The sequence below is a fragment of the Ottowia thiooxydans DSM 14619 genome (genome assembly GCF_000422885.1).
In the GTDB taxonomy this organism is placed as follows: domain Bacteria; phylum Pseudomonadota; class Gammaproteobacteria; order Burkholderiales; family Burkholderiaceae_C; genus Ottowia; species Ottowia thiooxydans.
This window is the reverse complement of record NZ_AUGX01000033.1, coordinates 43,222-64,596: the sequence shown is the minus strand read 5'-3', so window position 1 is coordinate 64,596 and position 21,375 is coordinate 43,222. Positions and strand designations below refer to the sequence as shown.

Annotated in this window: 15 protein-coding genes; 7 read left to right on the top strand and 8 right to left on the bottom strand. The window is 59.4% G+C overall.

What is annotated here, in order from left to right:
- Positions 1 to 101: 101 nt before the first annotated feature.
- Both G518_RS40105 and G518_RS0120875 read right to left on the bottom strand, forming a co-directional pair.
- A complete protein-coding gene (locus G518_RS40105; RefSeq protein WP_156909483.1) occupies positions 102 to 680 on the bottom strand; it encodes a hypothetical protein in 579 nt (192 codons plus the stop codon).
- Positions 681 to 1,131: 451 nt separating this feature from the next.
- Positions 1,132 to 2,991, bottom strand: a complete 1,860-nt coding sequence (locus G518_RS0120875) for a glutamine--tRNA ligase/YqeY domain fusion protein (RefSeq protein ID WP_028604203.1) — start codon at positions 2,989 to 2,991, stop codon at positions 1,132 to 1,134.
- A gap of 263 nt (positions 2,992 to 3,254) precedes the next feature.
- Between G518_RS0120875 and G518_RS39445 the strand changes: the two genes are divergently transcribed.
- Positions 3,255 to 3,662, top strand: coding sequence for a hypothetical protein (locus G518_RS39445; RefSeq protein WP_156909482.1), 408 nt, complete (start codon positions 3,255 to 3,257; stop codon positions 3,660 to 3,662).
- A 126-nt stretch (positions 3,663 to 3,788) separates the two neighbouring features.
- Here the strand turns inward: G518_RS39445 and G518_RS0120865 are convergent, their stop codons facing one another.
- The 5 genes from G518_RS0120865 to G518_RS0120845 form a co-directional block, all read right to left on the bottom strand.
- A complete protein-coding gene (locus tag G518_RS0120865; RefSeq protein WP_028604201.1) occupies positions 3,789 to 4,637 on the bottom strand; it encodes a LytR/AlgR family response regulator transcription factor in 849 nt (282 codons plus the stop codon).
- Positions 4,634 to 5,710: a sensor histidine kinase gene (locus G518_RS36145; protein ID WP_036595474.1), complete on the bottom strand. Its 1,077-nt coding sequence runs from the start codon at positions 5,708 to 5,710 to the stop codon at positions 4,634 to 4,636. The genes G518_RS0120865 and G518_RS36145 overlap by 4 nt, the downstream gene beginning before the upstream one ends.
- A 14-nt stretch (positions 5,711 to 5,724) precedes the next feature.
- The gene (locus G518_RS0120855; protein ID WP_036595494.1) at positions 5,725 to 6,414 is read right to left on the bottom strand and encodes a glutathione S-transferase; all 690 of its coding nucleotides are present in this window, start codon (positions 6,412 to 6,414) and stop codon (positions 5,725 to 5,727) included.
- Between the two features lie 44 nt (positions 6,415 to 6,458).
- Positions 6,459 to 6,755 (bottom strand): 2TM domain-containing protein, encoded by a 297-nt coding sequence (locus G518_RS0120850; protein WP_028604199.1) that lies wholly within the window; start codon positions 6,753 to 6,755, stop codon positions 6,459 to 6,461.
- 65 nt (positions 6,756 to 6,820) lie between these two features.
- A complete protein-coding gene (locus G518_RS0120845) occupies positions 6,821 to 7,381 on the bottom strand; it encodes a DUF6622 family protein (protein ID WP_036595473.1) in 561 nt (186 codons plus the stop codon).
- 273 nt (positions 7,382 to 7,654) lie between these two features.
- Here G518_RS0120845 and G518_RS0120840 point away from each other — a divergent pair, with 273 nt between their 5' ends.
- The 6 genes from G518_RS0120840 to G518_RS0120815 all read left to right on the top strand — a co-directional run bounded on the left by G518_RS0120840 (position 7,655) and on the right by G518_RS0120815 (position 19,618).
- Positions 7,655 to 8,479, top strand: coding sequence for an undecaprenyl-diphosphate phosphatase (locus tag G518_RS0120840; RefSeq protein WP_028604197.1), 825 nt, complete (start codon positions 7,655 to 7,657; stop codon positions 8,477 to 8,479).
- Positions 8,480 to 8,647: 168 nt separating this feature from the next.
- Positions 8,648 to 10,156, top strand: coding sequence for an efflux RND transporter periplasmic adaptor subunit (locus tag G518_RS36140; RefSeq protein WP_084652060.1), 1,509 nt, complete (start codon positions 8,648 to 8,650; stop codon positions 10,154 to 10,156).
- Between the two features lie 17 nt (positions 10,157 to 10,173).
- Positions 10,174 to 13,374, top strand: coding sequence for an efflux RND transporter permease subunit (locus G518_RS0120830; protein WP_028604196.1), 3,201 nt, complete (start codon positions 10,174 to 10,176; stop codon positions 13,372 to 13,374).
- On the top strand, positions 13,371 to 16,751 hold the full coding sequence (locus G518_RS0120825) for an efflux RND transporter permease subunit (RefSeq protein WP_028604195.1): 3,381 nt from the start codon (positions 13,371 to 13,373) through the stop codon (positions 16,749 to 16,751). The genes G518_RS0120830 and G518_RS0120825 overlap by 4 nt, the downstream gene beginning before the upstream one ends.
- A 165-nt stretch (positions 16,752 to 16,916) precedes the next feature.
- Positions 16,917 to 18,353, top strand: a complete 1,437-nt coding sequence (locus G518_RS0120820) for an efflux transporter outer membrane subunit (protein ID WP_028604194.1) — start codon at positions 16,917 to 16,919, stop codon at positions 18,351 to 18,353.
- On the top strand, positions 18,350 to 19,618 hold the full coding sequence (locus G518_RS0120815) for an MFS transporter (RefSeq protein ID WP_084652058.1): 1,269 nt from the start codon (positions 18,350 to 18,352) through the stop codon (positions 19,616 to 19,618). Before G518_RS0120820 ends, G518_RS0120815 begins: the two co-directional genes overlap by 4 nt.
- Before the next feature lie 688 nt (positions 19,619 to 20,306).
- Here G518_RS0120815 and G518_RS0120810 read toward each other — a convergent pair.
- Positions 20,307 to 21,287, bottom strand: coding sequence for an NADPH:quinone oxidoreductase family protein (locus tag G518_RS0120810; RefSeq protein ID WP_028604192.1), 981 nt, complete (start codon positions 21,285 to 21,287; stop codon positions 20,307 to 20,309).
- Positions 21,288 to 21,375: the final 88 nt, after the last annotated feature.

Here is a 21,375-nt window from a genome sequence, read left to right as displayed (position 1 = left end):
GAATAAATGTGCCAAAAGAAGGCGATATTTATAACTGCGAAAATGCTCTTGCGCGTAGCTTGCTCCGAAATTTCGGAGTCAAACACTAGTAACCAATTAATCTACTGTCCGGGGGGCTGTGGAAGACCGCGGCGCAGAGGTGGGGGCGTCGGGCTTGGTAAAATTAACTGGAAGCCGTGTGCATTCATTGCGGGAGTTCGGCGATGGACTATCTGCGGGTTCGCAGTACCGGCCACGTGGTTATGGGGCGGCGCGGTTAGGTTATCAGGGACATCCGGAACCACGCGCTCTGCCAAAGCGTACATCAGATCCATTTTGGATTGACGTTTCCCTTGTTGTAGTGATTCGCCAGTGGGGGATGCTACGAAAGGGGACGAATTTGGATTGAGGGTTGGTGTGCCAACTTGCTCGGGAATATTCCATTGGAGAGGGCTGGTGGAACGAAAATCGTTCGGATGATAAAGGGTTAACGATTCAATCATGTTCTGTAAAAGAGGCCGCACGTGACATGCGGTTGTGTCGTACTTCTCAATGGGTCGGTTGATCTGTGCCGAAAATAAATCAGTGAAGCTGTTTAAAATAATAGAAAATTTCCTCTTTCTGCATGCCTGAGAATAATTTCTTCGTCTGACACAGAAGAAACTATTTGAAGTGAATTCACCCTCGGTAAGGGGATTCAAGCGCATTCATGGTGGTGAACACGCCGAGGTAGGCCAGAAGAGGGGGAGGGGTGGAAGCTGTCAAACCTGATGGCTTCTTCACGCGCTGTCACAGTTGAGTAACCGGAAGTAGTAATAAGTTCCACATGTCATGCGCTGTGGTGGACTTACTGAGTCTTAAGTGATTGCTTTAAGACTTGTTCACGGTACAAGTGTGGGGCGAGATCGGGCGATCGAGCGCCTTCGCTTCTCCGCCAGCCCATGGTCACACGGAAGGTCTGCCCCTACTGGAAGGCGCTCGGGTTTGGAGCGCTAATAAGAAAAATGGACCGCTACGGTCCATTTGTTGCCGGCGGTTTACCAGTCTGAAAGCTATCCTGGTGGCCAGCTTACCCCTTGCATTCCCAACGGGGTGGGCAGCAATAGACGGGCGCTTTGAAAATGGCGCCGGCCGCTCACGGCCGGCGCGCTTTCACTTACTTGTCCACGAATCCTTCAAGCCAGCTACCCGGTTGAACACAAGGCGGCCTTCATTAGCTTGGGCCGGTGCATGGTCATGCCGGTCGGCTACGAAATAGCCGTGGCGTTCAAATTGAAAGTGATCTTCAGGAGCGGCGTCCACCAAGCTGGGCTCTACCATGGCTTTCACAATGGTCAGGCTGTTGGGGTTCAGCACGGTGAGGAAATCACGGCCGCCGGCATCAGGTTGCTCTTCGGTGAACAGGCGGTCGTACAAGCGGACTTCGGCCGATTGGCCGTCTGCTACGCCAACCCAGGTAATGACGCCCTTGACCTTCACGCTATCTGAACCGGGTGTACCGGATTTGGTGTCGGGAATGAGTTTGGCCAGAACAGTTTCGGTGTTCCCGGCGGAATCTTTGGTGGCGCCGGTGCACTCAATGACATAACCGTATTTCAGCCGCACCTTATTGCCAGGAAAGAGCCTGAAAAAGCCTTTGGGAGGCGTGTCTTCGTAGTCCGTGCGCTCTATCCAGACTTCCTTGCCCAGTTGGAAGTGCCGTTGACCCATCTCTGGGTGATGAGGGTGCCGTGGGGCCACGCAAGACTCCAGGTGCGCATCGCTCCCGAAAACTTCGGACCAGTTTTCTATGACCAGCTTCACTGGCTCGAGGACTGCCATGGCTCGCACGGCTACCGGATCCAGCGTTTCGCGCAAAGCGGCGTCCAGCGCGGCGTAATCGGTCCAGGCGCCGCCAGTCTTGGTCACCCCGCTGCGCTCAGCGAATAGCTTGAGCGCTTCGGGCGTATAGCCGCGCCTGCGCAGACCTGCCAGAGTGGGCATGCGAGGGTCATCCCAGCCGGATACACGGTTTTCCTCTACCAGTTGGCGCAGTTTCCGCTTGCTGGTGATGACATGGCCCACGTTGAGGCGGCCAAATTCGTATTGCCGCGGAGGTGGCGTAGTGAGCAGCCCCCCCTCGCTCAGACGTTCCAGCAGCCAATCGTAGAAAGGGCGTTGATCTTCAAATTCCAGCGTGCAAATGCTGTGTGTGATCTGCTCCAGCGCATCTTCCACCGGGTGCGCGAAGGTGTACATGGGATAAATGCACCACTTGTCACCCGTGTTGTGGTGAGTAGCTCGGCGGATGCGGTAGATCGTGGGATCGCGCATATTGATGTTGGGCGAAGCCATATCGATCTTGGCACGCAGCACCATGGATCCGTCTGCATGCTTGCCGTCGCGCATTTCGCGCAAAAGGCGCAGGTTTTCCGCGGGGGTGCGATCGCGGAACGGGCTATTGGTGCCCGGTGTACCGAAATCCCCACGCGTAGCGCGCATTTGCTCAGGCGTTTGTTCATCCACGTACGCATGGCCGGCTTCGGTCAGGTACTCGGCTGCCCGGTACATGAAATCGAAGTAGTTGCTGGCGAAATACTCATGCGGCTGCTCTGCGCCGGGAGCTTGCGGCTTATCCGCTAGAAGGGTGTCGTAGCCCAGCCAGGACACGGCTTCACGAATGCTGTCGACGTATTCCTGCTCTTCTTTCTCAGGATTGGTATCGTCGAAGCGGAGGTGGCATACGCCGCCGTATTGCTCAGCCAGGCTGAAATTCAGCCAGATGCTCTTGGCGTGGCCGATGTGCAGATACCCGTTGGGCTCCGGCGGAAAGCGGGTGCGGATTTTGGCAGGATCAGGGATGCCAGCGGCATGATGACGCCCATCACCTGGCTCACCGCCCCAGCGCCGATTGGCGTAAGCGCCGTTTTCAAGGTCAGCCTCAATGATGTGGCGGAGGAAGTTGCTGGGCTTTGGGGAGTCAGGCGCCTTGGCGTTTTTCGCCAATTTCGCCGTTTCGTTAGGAGAAGACATACCTGAATTCTAGGGTGACAAACGGCTTGGAGCGGGTTCATGAGCTTTCGCGACCCGGAAATGACCACAAACAGGCTCTTGGCCGGTCTTATCTGAGGGATTCGGCCTGTGTTACCCCTTGACACCGACTTCACGAAATGGATGTGCTCTGTATCGCACCTCGCACGTTTAATAACTACAAGCCTGCGGTGAGTTCTGCCACAGCAGGACCCGTTTCGATTTGGCACCCGGCCTGTCACATGGCCTATTGAGGAGAACTTGATATGAACTCAATTCAGTCTCGCACCACCACTGGTTTCAAGCGCTTTATAGCTTTGGGCCTGTTGGGTGCAGCAGCGCTAGGCCTCAGCGCGACCGCTCAGGCGCGCAGTGATGTTTACTGGTCCGTTGGTATTGGCGGTCCAGGGGTATCGGTGGGCGTGGGTTCCGGAGCGCCTCATTACCGGCCGCAACCGGTGTACGCGCCGCCCCCCGTTTACGTGGCTCCGCAGCCGGTGTATGTGGCGCCTCCTGTTTATTACCATCCCCCTCCACGGGTGGTGTATCAGCCGGCACCGGTCTACTACGTCCCCGCTGGTCCGCGAGGCCGCTATCGGGAGGATTGGCGTCATGGACATAAGCACCATGGTCACGGGCATAGGCATGGTCACCACCATGGTCATGGGCGCTGATGATGGTTTGTTTCTACGGGTACTGGGTCCGCTGAACTCCAGAACGGTTTCTCCAAGGTGACCACCCTTAGGCCCGCTCGAAAGAGTGGGCCTTTTTCTGGCTTTGTATTTGCCATCAAACCCTCGTCACATGGGCTTGAATAGGTGGCTATAGAGTCGACTCACTGGCAACTGATCAGGGTGATTTCGCAAGGTGATCAGGTATTTGCCGCTTTCGTCGCGCTGCACTGATTCAATGGCGCTGGCGCGCACCACGGTACTGCGGTGAATTTGCCAGAACTCGTCTACATCGATTTGAGGGAGCAATTCCTTTAGAGGTGTGCGAAGGAGATGTTCTCCATCTGATGCCACGACACGAACGTACTTGTCCGCAGCTTGCAAATACAGCACTTCTGACAGAGGCACCATACGAATAACCTGACTGCCTGCGGCACTGCTGACTTGCAACTGGCGCAGGCGAGGGCCTGGCGCCGAGGCTTGCGAAACGGGCTGGAGTGCGGCCATCAACTGAGCGAGTTGCTGCGCGGTGGATTGGAGAGCGGTGTCGGTTGGTGATGCCTTCGTGGAGTCGCCCACGTGCCTTTCGATAGACAGACGCAGTTTTTGCACGGTCTTTGCCAACCGTTCGGGTTGAACAGGTTTGAGCACGTAGTCCAGTGCATTGGTTTCAAATGCTTCAACAGCGTACTGGTCATAGGCGGTGACAAAGGCCAGAGCTGGAAATGGCTGAGAAGCGGGGTCCCAGGCGTCTGCCAGTTCGGCAGCGGCCTCCAGGCCGCTCAAGCCGGGCATCCGGATATCAAAAAACAGGACATCGGGTTTGAGCTTGAGCGCTTGTTCTACCGCGCTGGCGCCATCGCCCACCGTAGCGACAACATGCAGATCAGGCCATGCTTTGGCCAGTTCTGCGGCGAGGGCGGCAGCCAGCAGGGGTTCATCTTCTGCAATGAGGGCGCTTGGGCGTTTCGAGTTCATTGGCCTGTACCGCTCATAGGTAAATCTATGCGTACTGTGGTTCCGACGCCGGGTTTTGACTCAATGCTGAATGCGCCTTGGCCCTTATAAGCTGTGGCAATGCGCTCCCGTACTTGCGCGAGACCGAACCCGCTGCCGGGGGCACTTGGCGGCGTGGGGCCCAAAGGCTTAGGCTCAAAGCCTACCCCGCTATCCTGCACTTCAAGCGCCACATGCCCTGAATCACCACGCAGCGCTCTTACAGAAATGGTGCCACCTGCCACTTTGGGTTCGAGCCCATGCTTGATCGCGTTTTCGACCAAGGGTTGCAGGATCAACGGAGGTACTGGGTGCGTTCGAAGCTCATCGGGTAGCTCAATCACATACTGAAGACGCGCGCCCATGCGTATGGACATCAGCTCCAGATAGTCGCGCAGGCGGTCGAACTCTGTCGCCAGGGGGTGTTCAGTCGATCTGGAGGCCGTGAGTGTGGCGCGCAAATAGTCGTTGACGCGGTCCACCATCTGCTGGGCGGCCGCCGGGTCGATGCCGATGAGGGCGCGCAAGTTCGCCAGCGTGTTGAAAAGCATATGTGGCTCGAGCTGGGTTTGCAGGAGCTTCAGCTGCGCTTCAGTGGCGTCGCGCTCAGCCGCATTTTTGTCGGCCAACAGGTTGGATGCCTTGCCACGCATATGGAAATAAAACGTCGCTGCGGCGCCGGCGACGATGGTCAAGACCAATCCAATTTGATCGTCGCGCGTGCTGCGCAGGTTGTTCATGCCGAACAACTGGTGCCCCAGGGCCGTGCCAATGTAGAAGCCACCAGCAATTCCAATGGCCGACAAAAGCAGGCCGCGCCAACCCATGGGCCATCCGTGGCCGCCCTCCGCAGAGCGGTGGCAATGGCGCTCATCTACAAAGTAACGACCGAATTCGATAATGCCCCAGGTGATCAGCCCTATGCACAGGGCATTCCCGACTTGTTTCCAGTACGGACTGCTTGGCCAGATGGTCGTCGTGAGCACGGCCACGATGCAGCAGAACGCCGCGACCTGCAGGAGGTGGCGTAAGGTCGAAAGCCAGTCGATGCGCATCCTGATGGATCTTCCTAGCTCAAGGGCGCGCTGGGGCCGCCACGTTTCAGGGCGCGTTGATACGCTGGGCGCGCGTGAATGCTTTTCAGCCATTCGGTCAGGCGAGGGTACCGTGCGTCGAGCCCGGCGCGTGCTTGGGCCGCTTCCAGTGGAAAGCTCATCTGAATGTCTGCGGCAGTGAACTCTGAGCCTGCAAACCAGTCGCGTTCTGCCAACTCGCCCTCCATGAAGCCCAGGTGAGTGGTTAGCTGCGGTTGAATGAAACTGCTCATGGCTTTGCCCACGATACCCTTGGCAATGGGCTTGGCGAAAAAGGGCATGCGTGCTTTTGCAATGCGGTCGAATACGAGTTTGAGCAGAAGCGGTGGCATGGCCGAGCCTTCAGCGTAGTGCAGCCAATAGCGGTAGCGGAGTGCCTCCGGCGTTCCTGGAGCAGGACTTAGCTGGCCATTTCCATAGCGTTCATTCAGTGTCTCGATGATGGCGCCTGATTCGGCGAGCGTCATACCATCAACGCACACGAGGGGAGATTTACCCAAGGGGTGGATTTTCTTCAGTTCAGGCGGCGCCAGCATGGTCTCTGGATTGCGCCGGTAGAGCACGATGTCATAGGGCAGATCAAGCTCCTCCAGCAGCCACAGGATGCGCTGGGAGCGCGATTGCTCCAGGTGGTGTACGACGATGGCGGTTGTTGGTGTGTTCATGACGTACATTTTGCGCGTGCAAATAACGTGTGTGCCGCGTCTTGCTAGGTTTTTTCCTGAGCCAACAGGCGGCGCATTTCACGCTGCACCAGCGTTTCACGCAGAGGGGCGCCAGGGCTGAGCCAGAAAACGGCAATGCCGTGCAGTGTGAGGCCTAGCCCCCACCCAAGAAGCGGATACAGATGCCATTGGCGATCACCCGAAACCGCCAGCACTGCCAGGCATGCATTCACGAGTGTGTAGACGGTGGCGTGGATGAACCAACCCATCTTGGCGCGTGCGCGCTTGTGGGCAAGGCGCTCCAGTTGACTTAGGCGGGATGGCGTGAGGGTCGTGGTCATGAAAGAGCTCCTTCCGGTTTTTGGGTGGCGATGGGGCTCTGGCAGCCCAAGGTCGAACGTAGCTTTCAGGTGGGGTTCAACAGCGAAGGTGTGAGAGGACGAGCCAGGCGCAATACGCGCAGCGAACGTGCGGCGAACATGCCCGAGAGCGCACCGTACAAGGCGGTCACCCCGAATTCGAAACCCGCATTACTCGCCAGGGAGGGCTCCATGGCCAACTGAACACCAATGCTGTATTTCATGAGGAAAATCACCATGGTAAGAAGCAAGGGCACCCAGCTGCCTGGCACGTGAAAGCTGCGTGAGGTGGCTTGATAGCTCGTGCCAGGCAGTGGCTGCGAGTTCCAGCCGATGGCGATCACTGCAGCGTAGCAAGCCGCCCAGACGGCCAGCAATTCAGCCAGGCGACCACCGGCACCAAAGGCTGAGTAAACGCCCCAGAGTGCCAGGCCTCCCATGGCAACAGGCATTAGCGCCAGGCGCGCGATGTGCACGTTCCGGGCGCGTGTGGCTGAAAACCCCAGCCAGGAAAGCCCAGCCAGCAGACCGCCCACCCACACTGGGGTTTGGCGAACGATGTCGGCAATGGCTTCGGGATGTTGGATCAGCAGGTCGGTCAGCAGCATGTTGTTCTCCTGGGGAGGGATTGGGGATGGAGGTGTCGATGGCGTGAATGTGCCTTCAGGCACTGCGCTGGAACAGCGTTTTGCGACGAAATGCAGCCAGACGGCGCAGAACGACGGAACTGAGGAGCGAGAGTTGTGCTCCGAACAGCACGCCACCCGGCCGCGAGAGTTAGCGGCCCGCGGCGAAAATCGGCCAAGAATGGGTGGTGATTGGGGGCTGCGTAAAATCCGCGCCCACGACCAGAAACGCGTTACTGCAGAAAAAGGACTCTTTTGGACACCGTTTTACTTCTCAAGGCTGCGATCATGGGTATCGTGGAAGGGCTCACTGAGTTCCTTCCGATCTCCTCCACGGGCCATCTCATCCTGGCGGGCAGTTTGCTAGGAGTCACGGGTGCCAAAGCCCACGTATTTGAAATTGCCATTCAAACCGGTGCGATCCTGGCCGTCATCATTGTCTATTGGCAGAAAATCTCGGAGACGGTGGTGGCGCTGCCCACTAGCCGCAGCGCACAGCGCTTCGTGCTCAATGTGCTGATTGGCTTTATACCTGCGGTGGTTCTGGCGCTGATTTTTGGGAAATTGATCAAGGCGCACCTGTTTACGCCCCCGGTGGTGGCCACCGCCTTCATTTTGGGCGCCTTCGTCATCTTCTGGGCGGAACGGCGTCCGCAAAGCGCGGCGCGCATCCACGATGTGGACGATATGAGCGCCTGGGATGCCCTCAAGGTTGGACTTGTGCAGTGCCTCGCGATGATTCCGGGAACCAGCCGCTCGGGCGCCACCATCATTGGTGGCATGTTGCTCGGGTTATCACGCAAGGCCGCCACGGATTTCTCTTTCTTCCTGGCCATGCCCACCTTGATTGGCGCCGGCGTGTATTCGCTCTATAAAGAGCGTGCGCTCCTTTCTGCAGCAGATATTCCATTCTTCGCGGTGGGACTGCTGTTTTCCTTTGTCAGCGCCTGGATCTGTGTGCGTTGGCTTCTGCGTTACATTTCGAGCCATAGTTTCGTGCCATTCGCTTGGTACAGACTCGCGTTTGGGGTCATCGTTTTGGTGACCTGGCTCACTGGCACGGTGGTATGGCAGGAGTAGGGTTTACCTCAGCGCTTTCGTGATTTGCAGCCGACGATTTCCAAGTCCGGCAGGCTCCTGAGTGCATTTAGCTTTACAAATCTTCAAATCCCCGACACTGAGGCCCCCTTGGTGACTGGCTACGATCCCCGCATGGCCTCGTCCCTGGGCCATTTCTAATAATTAACCATGCACGCGACGCCGTCTGACTCTCCCGCCGCAGCTTCCGCCGCACAGGCTCGGCCGCGGCGACGCTGGTTGAGTTGGCTGGTGGGGCTCACACTTACGGCCCTTTTGGTGGGCGGGGCCTGGTGGCTTGTACAGCGTTCCAAAGCGCCAGCTCCAGGCCCGAGTCGGGTCAGCGGCGGCCCGCCTCCCGGTGCAGGCGGCGGCCGAATATCTGTTACGGTGGGCTCGGCTACTGCCAGGCTGGGCGAGCTTCCTGTCTATATCGAAGCGCTTGGGACTGTGACCCCTGTGGTCACGGTGGCGCTTAAGCCGCAGGTCTCCGGGGTGCTCATGGAAGTGCGCTTCACTGAAGGGCAGTTGATCAAGAAGGGCGACGTACTGGCGGTGATTGATCCCCGCCCCTTCGAGCAAGCGCTGGCCCAGACGCAAGGGCAGCGAGCCCGCGATGAGGCTCAACTTGCCGCAGCTCGCGTGACTCTGCAGCGCTATGAGACATTGTGGAAGCAGGACTCCATTGCTCGCCAGGATGTCGATACCCAGGCGGCGCTGGTCAAGCAGCTCGAAGGCACGGTTCAGAGTGATCGGGCATCTGAAGACTCGGCCAAGCTGAATGTTTCATACACACGCGTGACCTCTCCCATCACGGGGCGTGTGGGCTTGCGGGCGGTAGACCCGGGCAACATGATGCAGGCCGGCAGCACGACGATTGCCACGCTCACGCAAATGACACCTATAGACGTGCAATTCGCCGTACCGCAGGATCGCGTGCCGGATGTACTGGCGGCCCAGCGGGTAGGGAGTTTGCCCGTGGTCGCGTTTGACCGGACACGCACGAAAGTTCTGGAGCGCGGGAGCTTTTCCACGCTTGACAACGTGGTGGATACCACCACTGGCACGGTCAAAGCCAAGGCACGCTTTGCCAATGCTGATAGCGCGCTGTTTCCCGCGCAGTTCGTCAATACCCAGCTTCAGCTGGGCTCGGCTTCCGGCATTCTGGTTCCTGTGACTGCGGTACGTACAGGGCCCAAGGGGGATTATGTGTATGTGATCGATGGCGACCGCGTGGCTCGTATGCAAAGCGTCAAGAGGGGCTTGGCAACAGCCGATCAGATCCAGATTGTTTCGGGTTTAGAGGGCGGTGAACTGGTAGTGACCGAGGGTGGGGACGCCGTTAAAGACGGTGCCCGGGTGCAATTGGCGGGTGATCGTCCTGCAGGCGGTGCCTCCGGCGCAGGATTTGGTGGCCGGCGCAGCCGGGCTACGCCGGCTTCCGGTGCGGCGGCTGCTCAGGCTCCGGCCAGTGTGAGCCGCCCTCAGGCTCGCATAGCTGAGAGTCCCGGCGCAGCGGCTGCGGTGGCGCCTGCCTCGGCAGCGAGTATGCCCGCCTGGTTTGATCGCTTACCGCCACAAGCGCAGCAGAAACTTCTGGCCATGCCGCCAGATGAGCGGCGCGCGTATCTGGATCAGTTGCGCGAACGGCGGCGTGCCCAGACTCCGCCTCGGGAATAGGCGAGGGCGGATTGCCCATGAACATCTCTCGTATCTTCATCCAACGCCCGGTGGCGACGGGCCTTCTCATGGTCGCCATTGTGTTGGCTGGCCTGGTCGGCCTGCGGTTTCTCCCGCTGGCGGCTCTGCCGCAGGTGGACTACCCCACCATCCAGGTGCAAACGCTCTACCCAGGGGGCAGCCCTGATGTGATGAGTCGCACTGTCACGGCGCCGCTGGAGCGGCAGTTCGGCCAGATGGCCGGGCTTGACCGCATGGCCAGCACCAGCGCGGCCGGGGTGTCCATCATCACCTTGCAGTTCACGCTTTCCCAATCCATGGATTCGGCGGAGCAGCAGGTGCAGGCAGCGATCAATGCCGGAAGCTCCATGCTGCCGGCAGATCTGCCAGCCCCTCCGGTGTATGCCAAAGTGAACCCGGCTGATGCGCCCATTCTCACGCTGGCCATTTCCTCTGAGGCCTTGCCGCTGACCGAAGTGCAGAACATGGTCAACACCCGGTTGGCCCAGAAAATCAGCCAGATCAGCGGCGTGGGCCTGGTGACACTCGCAGGAGGCCAGCGCCCCGCCGTTCGGGTTCAGGGCAATGTTGATGCATTGGCTGCGCTTGGCATGGGCCTGGACAGCGTGAGCTCGGCGATCAGCGTGGCCAACAGCAATAGTGCCAAAGGCGGTTTTGATGGGCCGCAACGCTCCTACACCATCAATTCCAACTCCCAGCTCGTGACGGCAGCGGACTACCGTGAGCTGATCCTGGCCTACCGCAATGGCGCGCCAGTGCGGCTCAAGGATGTTGCCCGGGTGATAGATGGCTCGGAAAACAGCCGCCTGGGGGCGTGGGCAGGCATCCATGACGATGATGCGCAAAAGGGCTCCGCGAACGAAAGACCTGCGCTCACACCTGCCATCATCTTGAACGTTCAGCGCCAGCCAGGTGCCAACGTGATCAACACCGTGGACGCCATTCAGAAGGCGCTACCCGCTCTGCGTGAGACCATGCCACGTACGGTGCGCGTAGAGGTGCTGACCGACCGCACCACCGGCATCCGTGCCTCAGTCAATCACGTGAAGATGGAGCTGACGCTTGCGGTGGTGATGGTCGTGCTGGTGATTTTTTTCTTCCTGCACAGCATGCGTGCCACGGTCATCGCATCTATAGCGGTACCCATCTCGCTTTTGGGCAGTATGGGGGCGATGTACCTGCTGGGCTATAGCTTGAATAATTTAAGCTTGATGGCCTTGACGATTGCCACCGGCTTTGTGGTGGATGACGCCATCGTCATGATCGAGAACATTTCTCGGCACATGGAAATGGGTAAGAAGCCATTTCAAGCCGCGCTTGAGGGGGCTGGGGAAATCGGGTTCACCATCGTCTCACTCACCGTGTCGCTGATTGCGGTGCTGATTCCGCTCTTGTTCATGCAGGAAGTGATAGGGCGGCTGTTTCGTGAGTTTGCAGTCACGCTGGCGATCACCATTCTGATTTCTGCCGTGGTGTCGCTCACCTTGGTGCCGATGATGTCTGCGCGTTGGTTAAATCCCTTGAACGAAGTCGGCGGAGGCTTGGCGCGCGCGGTACAGCGGGGGCTCGATTGGGTGGTAGGGCACTATGACCGCAGCTTGCTCTGGGTGCTCAAACATCAACCGCTGACTTTGTTGGTGGCTTTGGCCACCCTGGTGCTCACCGGGCTGCTGTATTGGGGCATGCCCAAGGGCCTTTTCCCGACGCAGAGCACAGGGCAATTGCAAGTCCGGTTGCAGGCTGCGCCGGAGGTTTCCTTTGAACGGATGTCTGCGTTGCAGCAGTCTGCGGCTGAAGCGGTGCTGGCTGATCCGGCGGTTCGCTCGCTCAGTTCGGTGGTAGGGGTGGATGCCGCCAACAACACGATGCTCAGCGCAGGCCGCATGATCGTCAATCTGCGGACACAAGGCGTCTTGGGAGATAGCCAGGACACCATCATGCAGCGTTTGCGTGAGCGCGTATTGCAGGCTACGCCAGGCGTTTCGCTCTACCTGCAACCCACGCAGGATTTGACTGTTGACAGCGAATCAGGTCCCACTCAGTATCGCTTTGCCCTGGAAGGTGTGGATACCGCCCAGGTCAATGAGTGGGCGCAGCGCCTTGTGCGGGCCTTGCAGTCTGTACCCGAAGTGCGAAATCCCATTACCGATGCGGGCTTGAAGAGTCTATCTGCCTATATTGAGATCAACCGTGATACGGCGGCTCGCCTGGGCGTGACGGCCAGTGCCCTGGACAACACGCTCTACAACGCTTTCGGCCAGCGCATTGTTTCCACCATCTTCACGGACACCAACCAGTACCGCGTAATCCTGGAGGCGCAGCGAGATGAGGCGGCCACGCTGCGTACCCTGACGAATCTGCCAGTCCGCACTGGCAGCGGTACGACGACTCCGCTCTCGTCGTTCGCTACTGTGCGGGAGCAAAGCGCTTTGTCCCAGGTAGTGAGAGTGGGGCAGTATCCCGCGGCCACGGTGGGCTTTGACACCGCGCCCGGCGTATCCCTGGGCACCGCCGTTTCGGCTGTGCGTGCCGCTGCGAGCCAGGCAGGGCTTCCTGATGGAATTCGCCTGCGGCTGACTGGTGCTTCCGGGGCTTACGAGAGTTCACTGTCCAACCAGCTGTGGCTTATTTTGGCAGCCGTGATTTGCGTGTACATCGTGCTGGGTGTCTTGTATGAGAGCTACGTGCACCCTCTTACTATTCTTTCGACATTGCCTTCAGCTGGGGTGGGCGCGCTTTTGGCGCTTTGGATCAGCGGGCATGAGCTCGATGTGGTGGGTGTCATCGGTTTGATCCTGCTGATCGGCATCGTGAAGAAAAACGCGATCATGATGATCGACTTCGCCATCGAGGCCGAGCGAGGCAAGGGCATGAGTCCTCGCGAAGCCATTCATCAAGCCGCACTCTTGCGGTTCAGGCCTATTTTGATGACCACTCTGGCCGCCATGGCAGCGGCACTTCCGCTCATGTTCAGTGTGGGCGATGGCGCCGAGCTGCGCCGACCTCTGGGTATTGCCATCTTTGGCGGGCTCGTGCTGAGTCAGCTCCTCACTTTGTTCACCACTCCCGTGGTTTACCTCGCGTTCGATCGCTTAGGGCGCCGGTTGGGAAGTAGTAGCGTGCCTCAAAGTGATCGCGAGCCTGAGGCTTCTCCTGCAGCTTACTCAGAAGCCCCTCCCAAGGCTCCGCTGTCGTGAATCTCTCCCGCCCTTTCATCGAACGGCCTATCGCGACCGTGTTGCTGACCCTGGGGTTGGCGTTGATGGGGATTGGTGCTTATTTCCTGCTGCCCGTGGCACGTTTGCCCACAGTGGATTTTCCGGTGATCTCGGTCAACGCCAACATGGCGGGCGCCTCGCCTGCGGATATGGCGCGCTCGGTGGCCACACCGCTGGAGCGAACCTTGGGCGTGATTGCCGGCGTCAACGAGATGACCTCCCGAAGCTTGACCGGCTCAAGCCGTGTCACGCTGCAGTTTGATCTGGATCGGAACATCGATAGCGCGGCGCGTGAGGTTCAGGCAGCCATCAACGCAGCCCGGATTGATCTGCCGGCCGATCTGCGATCAAACCCAACCTACCGCAAGGCCAATCCGGCGTCTCAGCCGTTTCTTATATTGGCGCTCACCTCGAAGACACGCACACCAGGGCAGATCTACGATGCGGTGTCGAATGTGATCAGCCAGCGGTTGTTGCAAGTAGATGGAGTGGGCGACGTGGAGCTGGGTGGCGCTTCGCTGCCGGCGGTGAGGGTAGAGCTGAATCCCTTTTCCATGCAGGACCTGGGAATTTCGGCCGAAGACGTGCGTGCGGCGCTTCAGTCCAACAATGCGAACCGGCCCAAGGGCTTGATCGAAATTGGCAGCGGCTCCGATAGCCGCGCCCTGCAGGTACTGACGCCCTCGCCAGGCCTGCGTGCAGCGGATTACCGCAATTTGATCATCGCCTCGCGTGGCAACAATCAGGTGCGGCTTTCGGATATTGCGCAGGTGGTCGATGGCGTGGAGAACACGCGTACGCGAGGGCTCTTTAATGGCGCGCCGGCCATTGTGGTCAACGTCACGCAAGAGCCTGGCGCCAACCTGATCAAGACCGCTGACGCCATAGATGCTTTGCTGCCCACGTTGCGAGCGCAGCTGCCGCAAGACATCAGCCTGGACGTGGCGATAGACCGCACGGGCTCCATCCGCGCTTCCGTCATGGAGGTGGAGGCCACTCTCATCATTGCCGTCATTCTGGTGGTAGTGGTCGTGGGTGTTTTCCTGCGTACGCTGCGCGCCGCGGTGATTCCAGCTGTTGCCACGGTGGTGTCGCTGTTAGGCACGTTTGGCGTCATGTACTTGTGCGGTTTCTCGCTTAACAACCTGACACTGATGGCGCTCACCGTGGCGACTGGATTCGTCGTTGACGATGCCATCGTGGTGCTGGAGAACACCTCTCGCCATATGGAAGAGGGTATGCCCCGGCGCGAAGCGGCCTTGCGCGGGGCTCGCGAGGTTGGCTTTACGGTGCTCACCATCAGCGTCTCGCTAGTAGCCGTGTTCATTCCATTGCTCTTCATGGGGGGCCAGCCTGGCCGGCTGTTCAGGGAGTTCGCCATTACGCTTTCTGCGGCAGTGATGATCTCTTTGGTGATCTCGCTCACTACGACGCCCATGATGTGCGCCATGCTGCTTCGCGTGGGGAAGAAGGCCAAGGACTCTGCCCCAAGAAAAAGCTGGGCGCAACGCCTGCGTGCAAGGTTTCCGTCCTGGCTCGGCGGTGGTCACTCCATGCCGGCAAGGCAGCCCTGGGTGACCCGTGTCTATGCACGCGCACTGGATGCCGCACTGGCTGCGCCGTGGGTTGTGATGCTCGTGCTGTTGGTGGTGGTGGGGCTGAACGTATATTTGTTTACACACATTCCCAAAGGGTTTTTTCCTGAGCAAGATAACGGCCAAATGATTGGGGGCTTGCGCGCCGATCAAAGCATTTCCTCCGAAGCCATGGGGGACAAGCTGGCTCAGGTGGTGGAGATCATCCGGCGCGACCCCGCCGTAGGCACGGTGGTGGCGTTCGCCGGCGGTAGCCGAACGGGTGGCGGATTTTTGGCGGCGGCGCTCAAACCCAATGGCCAGCGCGGCGGAGCGAGTGGCCGCGAAAGTACTCGTCAGGTCATCAACCGTTTGCGACCACAGATGCAGGGGATCACCGGGCTTCGGGTATTCCTGGGACCAGTTCAGGAACTGAGAATGGGTGGCCGCAGCAGCAACTCGACCTACCAATACACCTTGACCGGTGACAACGCGGAAGATTTGCGCACCTGGACGATGAAGCTGTCGGATCGCCTGAAACAAGACGAACGCCTGGTCGACATCGATGATGACCAATCGGATAACGGTGTTGAAACTTTCATCAACATCAATCGCGCCCAGGCCGCACGGCTTGGGATTACCCAAACCAGTGTGAACGCAGCGCTCTACGATGCCTTTGGTCAGCGAACTGTGGCCACGATGTACCAGGATCTGAATCAGTATTCAGTGGTCATGGAATGGGCGCCGCAATACGCCACTTCACCCGTGGTGCTGCGTGATGTTCTGGTGCCCGTGACATTGCCGGTGTCCGCAGCCGCTGCGACCTCTCCCAGCGTATTTCAAACGGGTCCGCAGAACACCATGTTTTCTCTGCCCAACACTGCGCAGGCGATCACGGCCAATATGAATACGGGTAGCAGCGCTGCTGGCAGCAGCTCAGCCAGCAGCGGCGCCACCTCCGCCAACCCGGGGCAGCGCAATGCTTCTACCGGCCAACCGCTTGCACAGACTGCCGCCACCATGGTGCCGCTCGCGGCTTTCGCATCATTTGCAGAGCGTGCCGTACCGACTGCGGTCTACCACGATGGTGGTGAGCTTTCTGCCACCATTTCATTCGATCTCGCGGAGGGCGTTTCTTTGGCGCAGGGACGCGATGCCGTGCTGGAAGATCATGCCGACATTGGCATGCCCAACAACGTGCGGGGTGCTTTCAGTGGTGCAGCGGCAGCGGCTCAGCAGACACAGTCTCAGCAGACGATACTCATCATTGCCGCCATTGTGGTGATCTACCTCGTGCTGGGCATCCTGTATGAAAGCCTGATTCATCCGATCACGGTGCTCACCACCTTGCCTTCGGCGGGCTTCGGTGCCTTTTTGGCGCTGATGGCCTTGCGCATGGATTTTTCCATCATGGCGCTGATCGGTGTGTTCTTGCTGATTGGTCTCGTCAAGAAAAATGCCATTCTGATCATTGATTTTGCCCTGGACGCCGAACGTTCACGCGGCCTTACTGCGGCGCAAGCGGTGCGCGAGGCTTGCTTGCTGCGTCTTCGGCCCATACTGATGACGACGCTGGCCGCCGGTCTTGGCGCGCTTCCCTTGGCTATTGGTTTTGGGCAGGGCTCCGAATTGCGCCAACCTCTGGGCGTCACCATCATCGGTGGGCTGATCGCCAGCCAATTGCTTACGCTGCTGACGACCCCCGTGGTTTATGTGCTGCTCGACAAACTTCGCCGTCGTCCTGAGGCCCAATCGCATCTTGCGCGCGAGGCAACTACCTGAGTAGACGTTTTTATGTCGAATTTCGTTCAACTGATAACCACCGTTCAGGCTGCGCCTGTCGAAGCCTTGTGCGCTGCTTCGACAGTCGCAGCGTGGATGGATTTCTATTCTTGAAAGTAAGTTGGCATCTGTTCTGAACGCTGCAGATTCCAAGAGACCCCACAAATGGCAGTCAAGACCTATCGAATCATCAGTCAAGGTATTTCCTTGACGCTGCTCGCGTTGCTGGGGGCTTGCAGCATGGCCCCGCACGACAACGCACCGTCCTTGGATGTCTCCACTACGTGGAAGAGCGCACAAGTGGCCGAAGGCTGGATCAGCGCAGATGCCGCTCGTGCTTGGGAGGCGGGCGAATGGTGGACTCTGTTCAAAGACCCGGTACTGGCCGGCCTCATGGCCCGGGTGGAAATTTCCAATCAGAACCTCGCACTGGCAGTTGCCAATGTGGCGCAGGCGCAGGCCTTGTTGGCGCAACAACAGGCTGCACTGTGGCCCACGTTAGGCGTGCAGGGGGGCGTACAGCGGTCGGGAGGCAGCGGTTCCACGGGGGCCGGCAGCTCGATCACGGCTAACTTGTCTGCCAGTTGGGCTCCAGATCTCTGGGGGAGGCTGGGTGATGCGGCGAGAGCTCAAGCCGCCAGTGTGCAGGCTAGCCAGGCCGATCTGGCCAATGCCCGGCTTTCAGCCCAAGGCAATCTCGCCAGTGCCTACTTCGCCTTGCGTGAGGCCGATGCCGAGATCGCCTTGCTGGATGAGACGGTAAAAGCATATGAACGAAGCACCCAGATCACGCAGAACCGCTATGACGCCGGCGTGGCGGCGCGTACGGATCTATTGCAAGCGCAAGGTACGCTTGTCAGCGCGCAGGCCAGCCGCACCGCATTGAGGCGCAGCAGGGCCATCTACGAAAACGCCATTGCCTTGCTTTTGGGGCAGGCGCCAGCTGATTTTTCACTGGCCGCCACGCAGTGGGTGGGGCTCGTGCCAGAAGTGCCCGCTGGTTTGCCGTCTGCCTTGCTCCTGCGCCGGCCTGATATTGCCCGCGCGGAGCGCTCAGTCGCTGCGGCCAACCTGCAGATTGGCGTCGCCCGCTCGGCCTATTTTCCCAGCCTCACGCTCAGCGCATCCGGTGGGCAAAGCACCGGGTTCCCGGTCAGTAACCTGTTCTCGGCCTCCAACATGCTCTGGTCACTGGGGCTTTCCGTGGCAGAGACCATTTTCGATGCAGGTGCACGGCAAGCTCGCGTAGACCAGACCCTGGCCGCGCGCGACGGCGCTATTGCCACCTACCGGCAAACGGCGCTGACCGCCATGGGACAAGTTGAAGATCAATTGACCACGCTGCAAACGCTCGCGGTCCAGGCCGAACAGACGCGCCAGGCTGCCGATGCCGCAGCCCGCGTGGAGCAACAGGTTTTGAATAGTTACCAGGCCGGGCTCACGGCCTACACCGCAGTGGTGACCGCGCAGGCGACTTCGCTTTCCCAGCGGCGTGGGCTGCTGCAATTGGAATTGCAACGCCAGCAGGCCGCGGTGGGCCTGATTCAGGCGCTTGGCGGAGGGTGGCAGGCGCCTTGGACGACAGGCGTCGTCGCTCAATGACAAGTCCATCTCCCATTGAGAACCCCGGTGTGCGTGAATCGGCTTTTGCTGAGTTGCGGCGTGAGCGCCCGTTCATGCGTCTCTGGTTTGCCCGTCTTCTGGGGACGGCTGCAGCGCAGATGCTCATGGTGGCCATTGGTTGGCACATGTATGAACTCACGGGGAGCGCCTGGGATCTTGGGCTGGTCGGTCTGTACCAGTTCGCACCTGCCTTGTTATTGGCCTTGGTGGCGGGCCACGTCGTCGATCAGCACCATCGCGGGCTGATCCTGGCGCTTTGCCTTGGCATGCAGGGGGTGGTGGCGCTCATTTTGTTGGCGGCTCACCTGGCGGGACATGATTCGCGCGCGCTCCTCTTGGGGATTTCGCTGCTGCTCGGGGCAGTGCGTGCTTTCCAAATGCCTGCTCAGCAGGCACTCATACCACTTCTCGTACCCCCTGCGTTGCTGTCTCGTGCCATGGCTTTCGCATCTTCCGGCATGCAAGCGGCGGTCATTGGGGGCCCCGCATTAGGGGGATTGCTGTTCGTGGCGGGGATGGCCGTGGTGTACAGCGCTTGCGTTTTGCTGTTTGGCGGAGCTTGCGTTCTTGTGGCGCGGATGCGCTATGCGCACCAGCCGCGAACCAAAGAGCCGGTGACGGTGGCCACATTGCTGGCTGGCGTGCGTTTCATCTGGCAGCGCAAGCCTGTGCTGGGTGCGGTGTCCCTCGATCTGTTTGCCGTCTTGCTGGGCGGGGCCGTGGCGCTGCTACCTATCTTCGCCAAGGATATTCTTCACGTGGGGCCATGGGGCCTGGGCTTGTTGCGCGGTGCGCCTGCGGTGGGCGCGTTGGTCATGTCGATCTGGCTCACGCATCGGCCTATCGAGAGGCGGGTGGGGAGGGCGCTTTTGGTTTCTGTGGGCGCGTTCGGTGTCTGCATGGTGGTATTCGGGCTATCCGAGAGCTTCGCGCTTTCCTTGTTGGTTTTGGCGATTTCTGGTGCGGCGGATATGGTGAACGTTGTGATCCGGCAAACGCTTGTGCAGTTGGAGACGCCTGATGCCATGCGCGGGCGTGTCAGTGCGGTGAATTCGATTTTTATTGGCGCCAGTAATCAGTTGGGGGAGTTTGAGTCTGGTGCTACGGCGGCGCTGATGGGGCCGGTGGGGTCGGTGGTGGCTGGGGGGATTGGGACGGTGTTGGTGGCGATGGCTTGGTTGAGGTTGTTTCCGGTGTTGGCTCGGAGGGATACTATGGAGGGGCGGGGGGGCGATAAGGGGTGAGAGGGCTGTTTTTGATTGGTTTGTTGTGCCTTCTTTCGGGTTTTTATCAGCTTCTGTTCTTGTATTTAGGTCGGAGGTCGGGATTGCGCCCGACTGCGCAGTCACCTTCTTTTGCTCCGCCAAAAGAACGTAACCCAAGAAAAGGCGGCCCCGCTGGACGCGTCCCTGCGCTGCGCTCCGGGCAACTTGCGATGCTCAGTCGAGGGGCGGTGCAGCCGAACTCACTGCGTTCACTTCGTTCTCTACGTTCAAGCAGCGGCTGCAAGCTAGATCACGAAGCAAGAGCATCTTTCAGTGCTCTTGCCCGCCCCTCCCCCTGCGCTTCTCAGCGCGGCCAGAGGGGTGGGGAGCCTGATTCGGACCATTGCTACGCTCGGCCCTGCACTGTCAGTCGCAAGCGATTGGTTTTACTCCCTCTCCCGCAGGCGGGAGAGGGTGGGGGTGAGGGCTAGCAGCGTGTCCATGGTGTGTGCCCGTCCGCGAGATCAGAGGCCCCAACTCGAAACGCGCAGGTTCATATATTCATATCAGCGTGAAGAATCAGCGCGTTATCAGGGTTCTTGGGCAGGGCGGGCCGGCCAACCGGTGAGGGGCAGGGGCGTACGCAAGATTCGCTACTTTTTTGAGATCCGTTGCGTTTCTTAGTGACCTGTCGCTGAATCTCAAAACAACCAACCCTTTCCCCTCACTAGCCTTCGTTCACCATCACCAACTTGCCCTTAACTTCCCGGCTATTCATACGCTCATAAGCCGCCTTCAAATCGCTCATAGGCATCTGGCGATCAATCAGAGGTTTGATCTTCCCTTGGGCATACCACCCCGCAAGCTCTTGCATCGCCTCGGCGTTGGCTTTGGGCTCTCGCCGAGCGAAATCACCCCAGAACACACCCACAATGCTGGCGCCTTTCACCAGCGCAAGATTGATCTTGATCGCGGGGATGTCGCCTGCGGCAAAACCGATCACCAGATGGCGGCCGCGCCAGGCGATCGAGCGGAAGGCTTTTTCAGTGAAATCGCCGCCCACTGGGTCATAAATGATGTCCGGGCCTTTGCCGGCGGTCAGCTCCTTCAGGCGTTCGCGCAAATCCTGGGTGCTGTAGTTGATGGTTTCGTCGGCGCCAAGTTCCTTGCAGAACGCGCATTTCTCGTCGGTGGATGCGGCAGCGATCACGCGAGCGCCAGACAATTTGGCGATCTGGATGGCGGACATGCCAACACCACCGGCTGCACCCAGCACCAATACGGTTTCACCCGCTTTCAGTTGCCCGCGATCGAGCAGGGCATGGTGGCTGGTGGCGTAGATCATGATGAAAGCCGCTGCGTCCGCCGGCGGAAATCCGGCCGGGAGAGGCATACAGAGCTTGGCGGGGGCCAACGCATGGGTGCCAAACCCGCCCGTGCCTGGCAGACAGGCAACGGCCTGGCCCACCTTCAGATCGCTCACCCCTTCGCCCACTGCCTCGATGATGCCGGCATACTCGGAGCCGGGAACGAAAGGCAGTTCAGGTTTGAATTGATATTTGTTCTGAACGATCAAGAGATCAGGGAAATTCAAGCTTGCCGCCTGAATGCGAATGAGCACTTCGCCCTTGCCCGGCTGAGGGGTAGGCAGCTCCTTCCAGGTGAGAGCCTCGACTCCGGTAGGGTTCTCGCAAAGCCAAGCGTGCATGAAGTCTCCTTGTTTCGTTGAATGCGGACGATCATAAAAGGATATAAGGCTGCATGTTCGCCACGATGTCTCTACAGCGACGGGCCTT

Bases quoted from the DNA above. Each gene is read 5' to 3' on its own strand.
- G518_RS36140 (WP_084652060.1), top strand. From the start codon at position 8,648: ATGCACGCGACGCCGTCTGACTCTCCCGCCGCAGCTTCCGCCGCACAG.
- G518_RS0120830 (WP_028604196.1), top strand. From the start codon at position 10,174: ATGAACATCTCTCGTATCTTCATCCAACGCCCGGTGGCGACGGGCCTT.
- G518_RS0120815 (WP_084652058.1), top strand. From the start codon at position 18,350: ATGACAAGTCCATCTCCCATTGAGAACCCCGGTGTGCGTGAATCGGCT.
- G518_RS39445 (WP_156909482.1), top strand. From the start codon at position 3,255: ATGAACTCAATTCAGTCTCGCACCACCACTGGTTTCAAGCGCTTTATA.
- G518_RS0120875 (WP_028604203.1), bottom strand. From the start codon at position 2,991: ATGTCTTCTCCTAACGAAACGGCGAAATTGGCGAAAAACGCCAAGGCG.
- G518_RS0120850 (WP_028604199.1), bottom strand. From the start codon at position 6,755: ATGACCACGACCCTCACGCCATCCCGCCTAAGTCAACTGGAGCGCCTT.
- G518_RS0120845 (WP_036595473.1), bottom strand. From the start codon at position 7,381: ATGCTGCTGACCGACCTGCTGATCCAACATCCCGAAGCCATTGCCGAC.
- G518_RS0120855 (WP_036595494.1), bottom strand. From the start codon at position 6,414: ATGAACACACCAACAACCGCCATCGTCGTACACCACCTGGAGCAATCG.
- G518_RS36145 (WP_036595474.1), bottom strand. From the start codon at position 5,710: ATGCGCATCGACTGGCTTTCGACCTTACGCCACCTCCTGCAGGTCGCG.
- G518_RS0120810 (WP_028604192.1), bottom strand. From the start codon at position 21,287: ATGCACGCTTGGCTTTGCGAGAACCCTACCGGAGTCGAGGCTCTCACC.
- G518_RS0120820 (WP_028604194.1), top strand. From the start codon at position 16,917: ATGGCAGTCAAGACCTATCGAATCATCAGTCAAGGTATTTCCTTGACG.
- G518_RS0120865 (WP_028604201.1), bottom strand. From the start codon at position 4,637: ATGAACTCGAAACGCCCAAGCGCCCTCATTGCAGAAGATGAACCCCTG.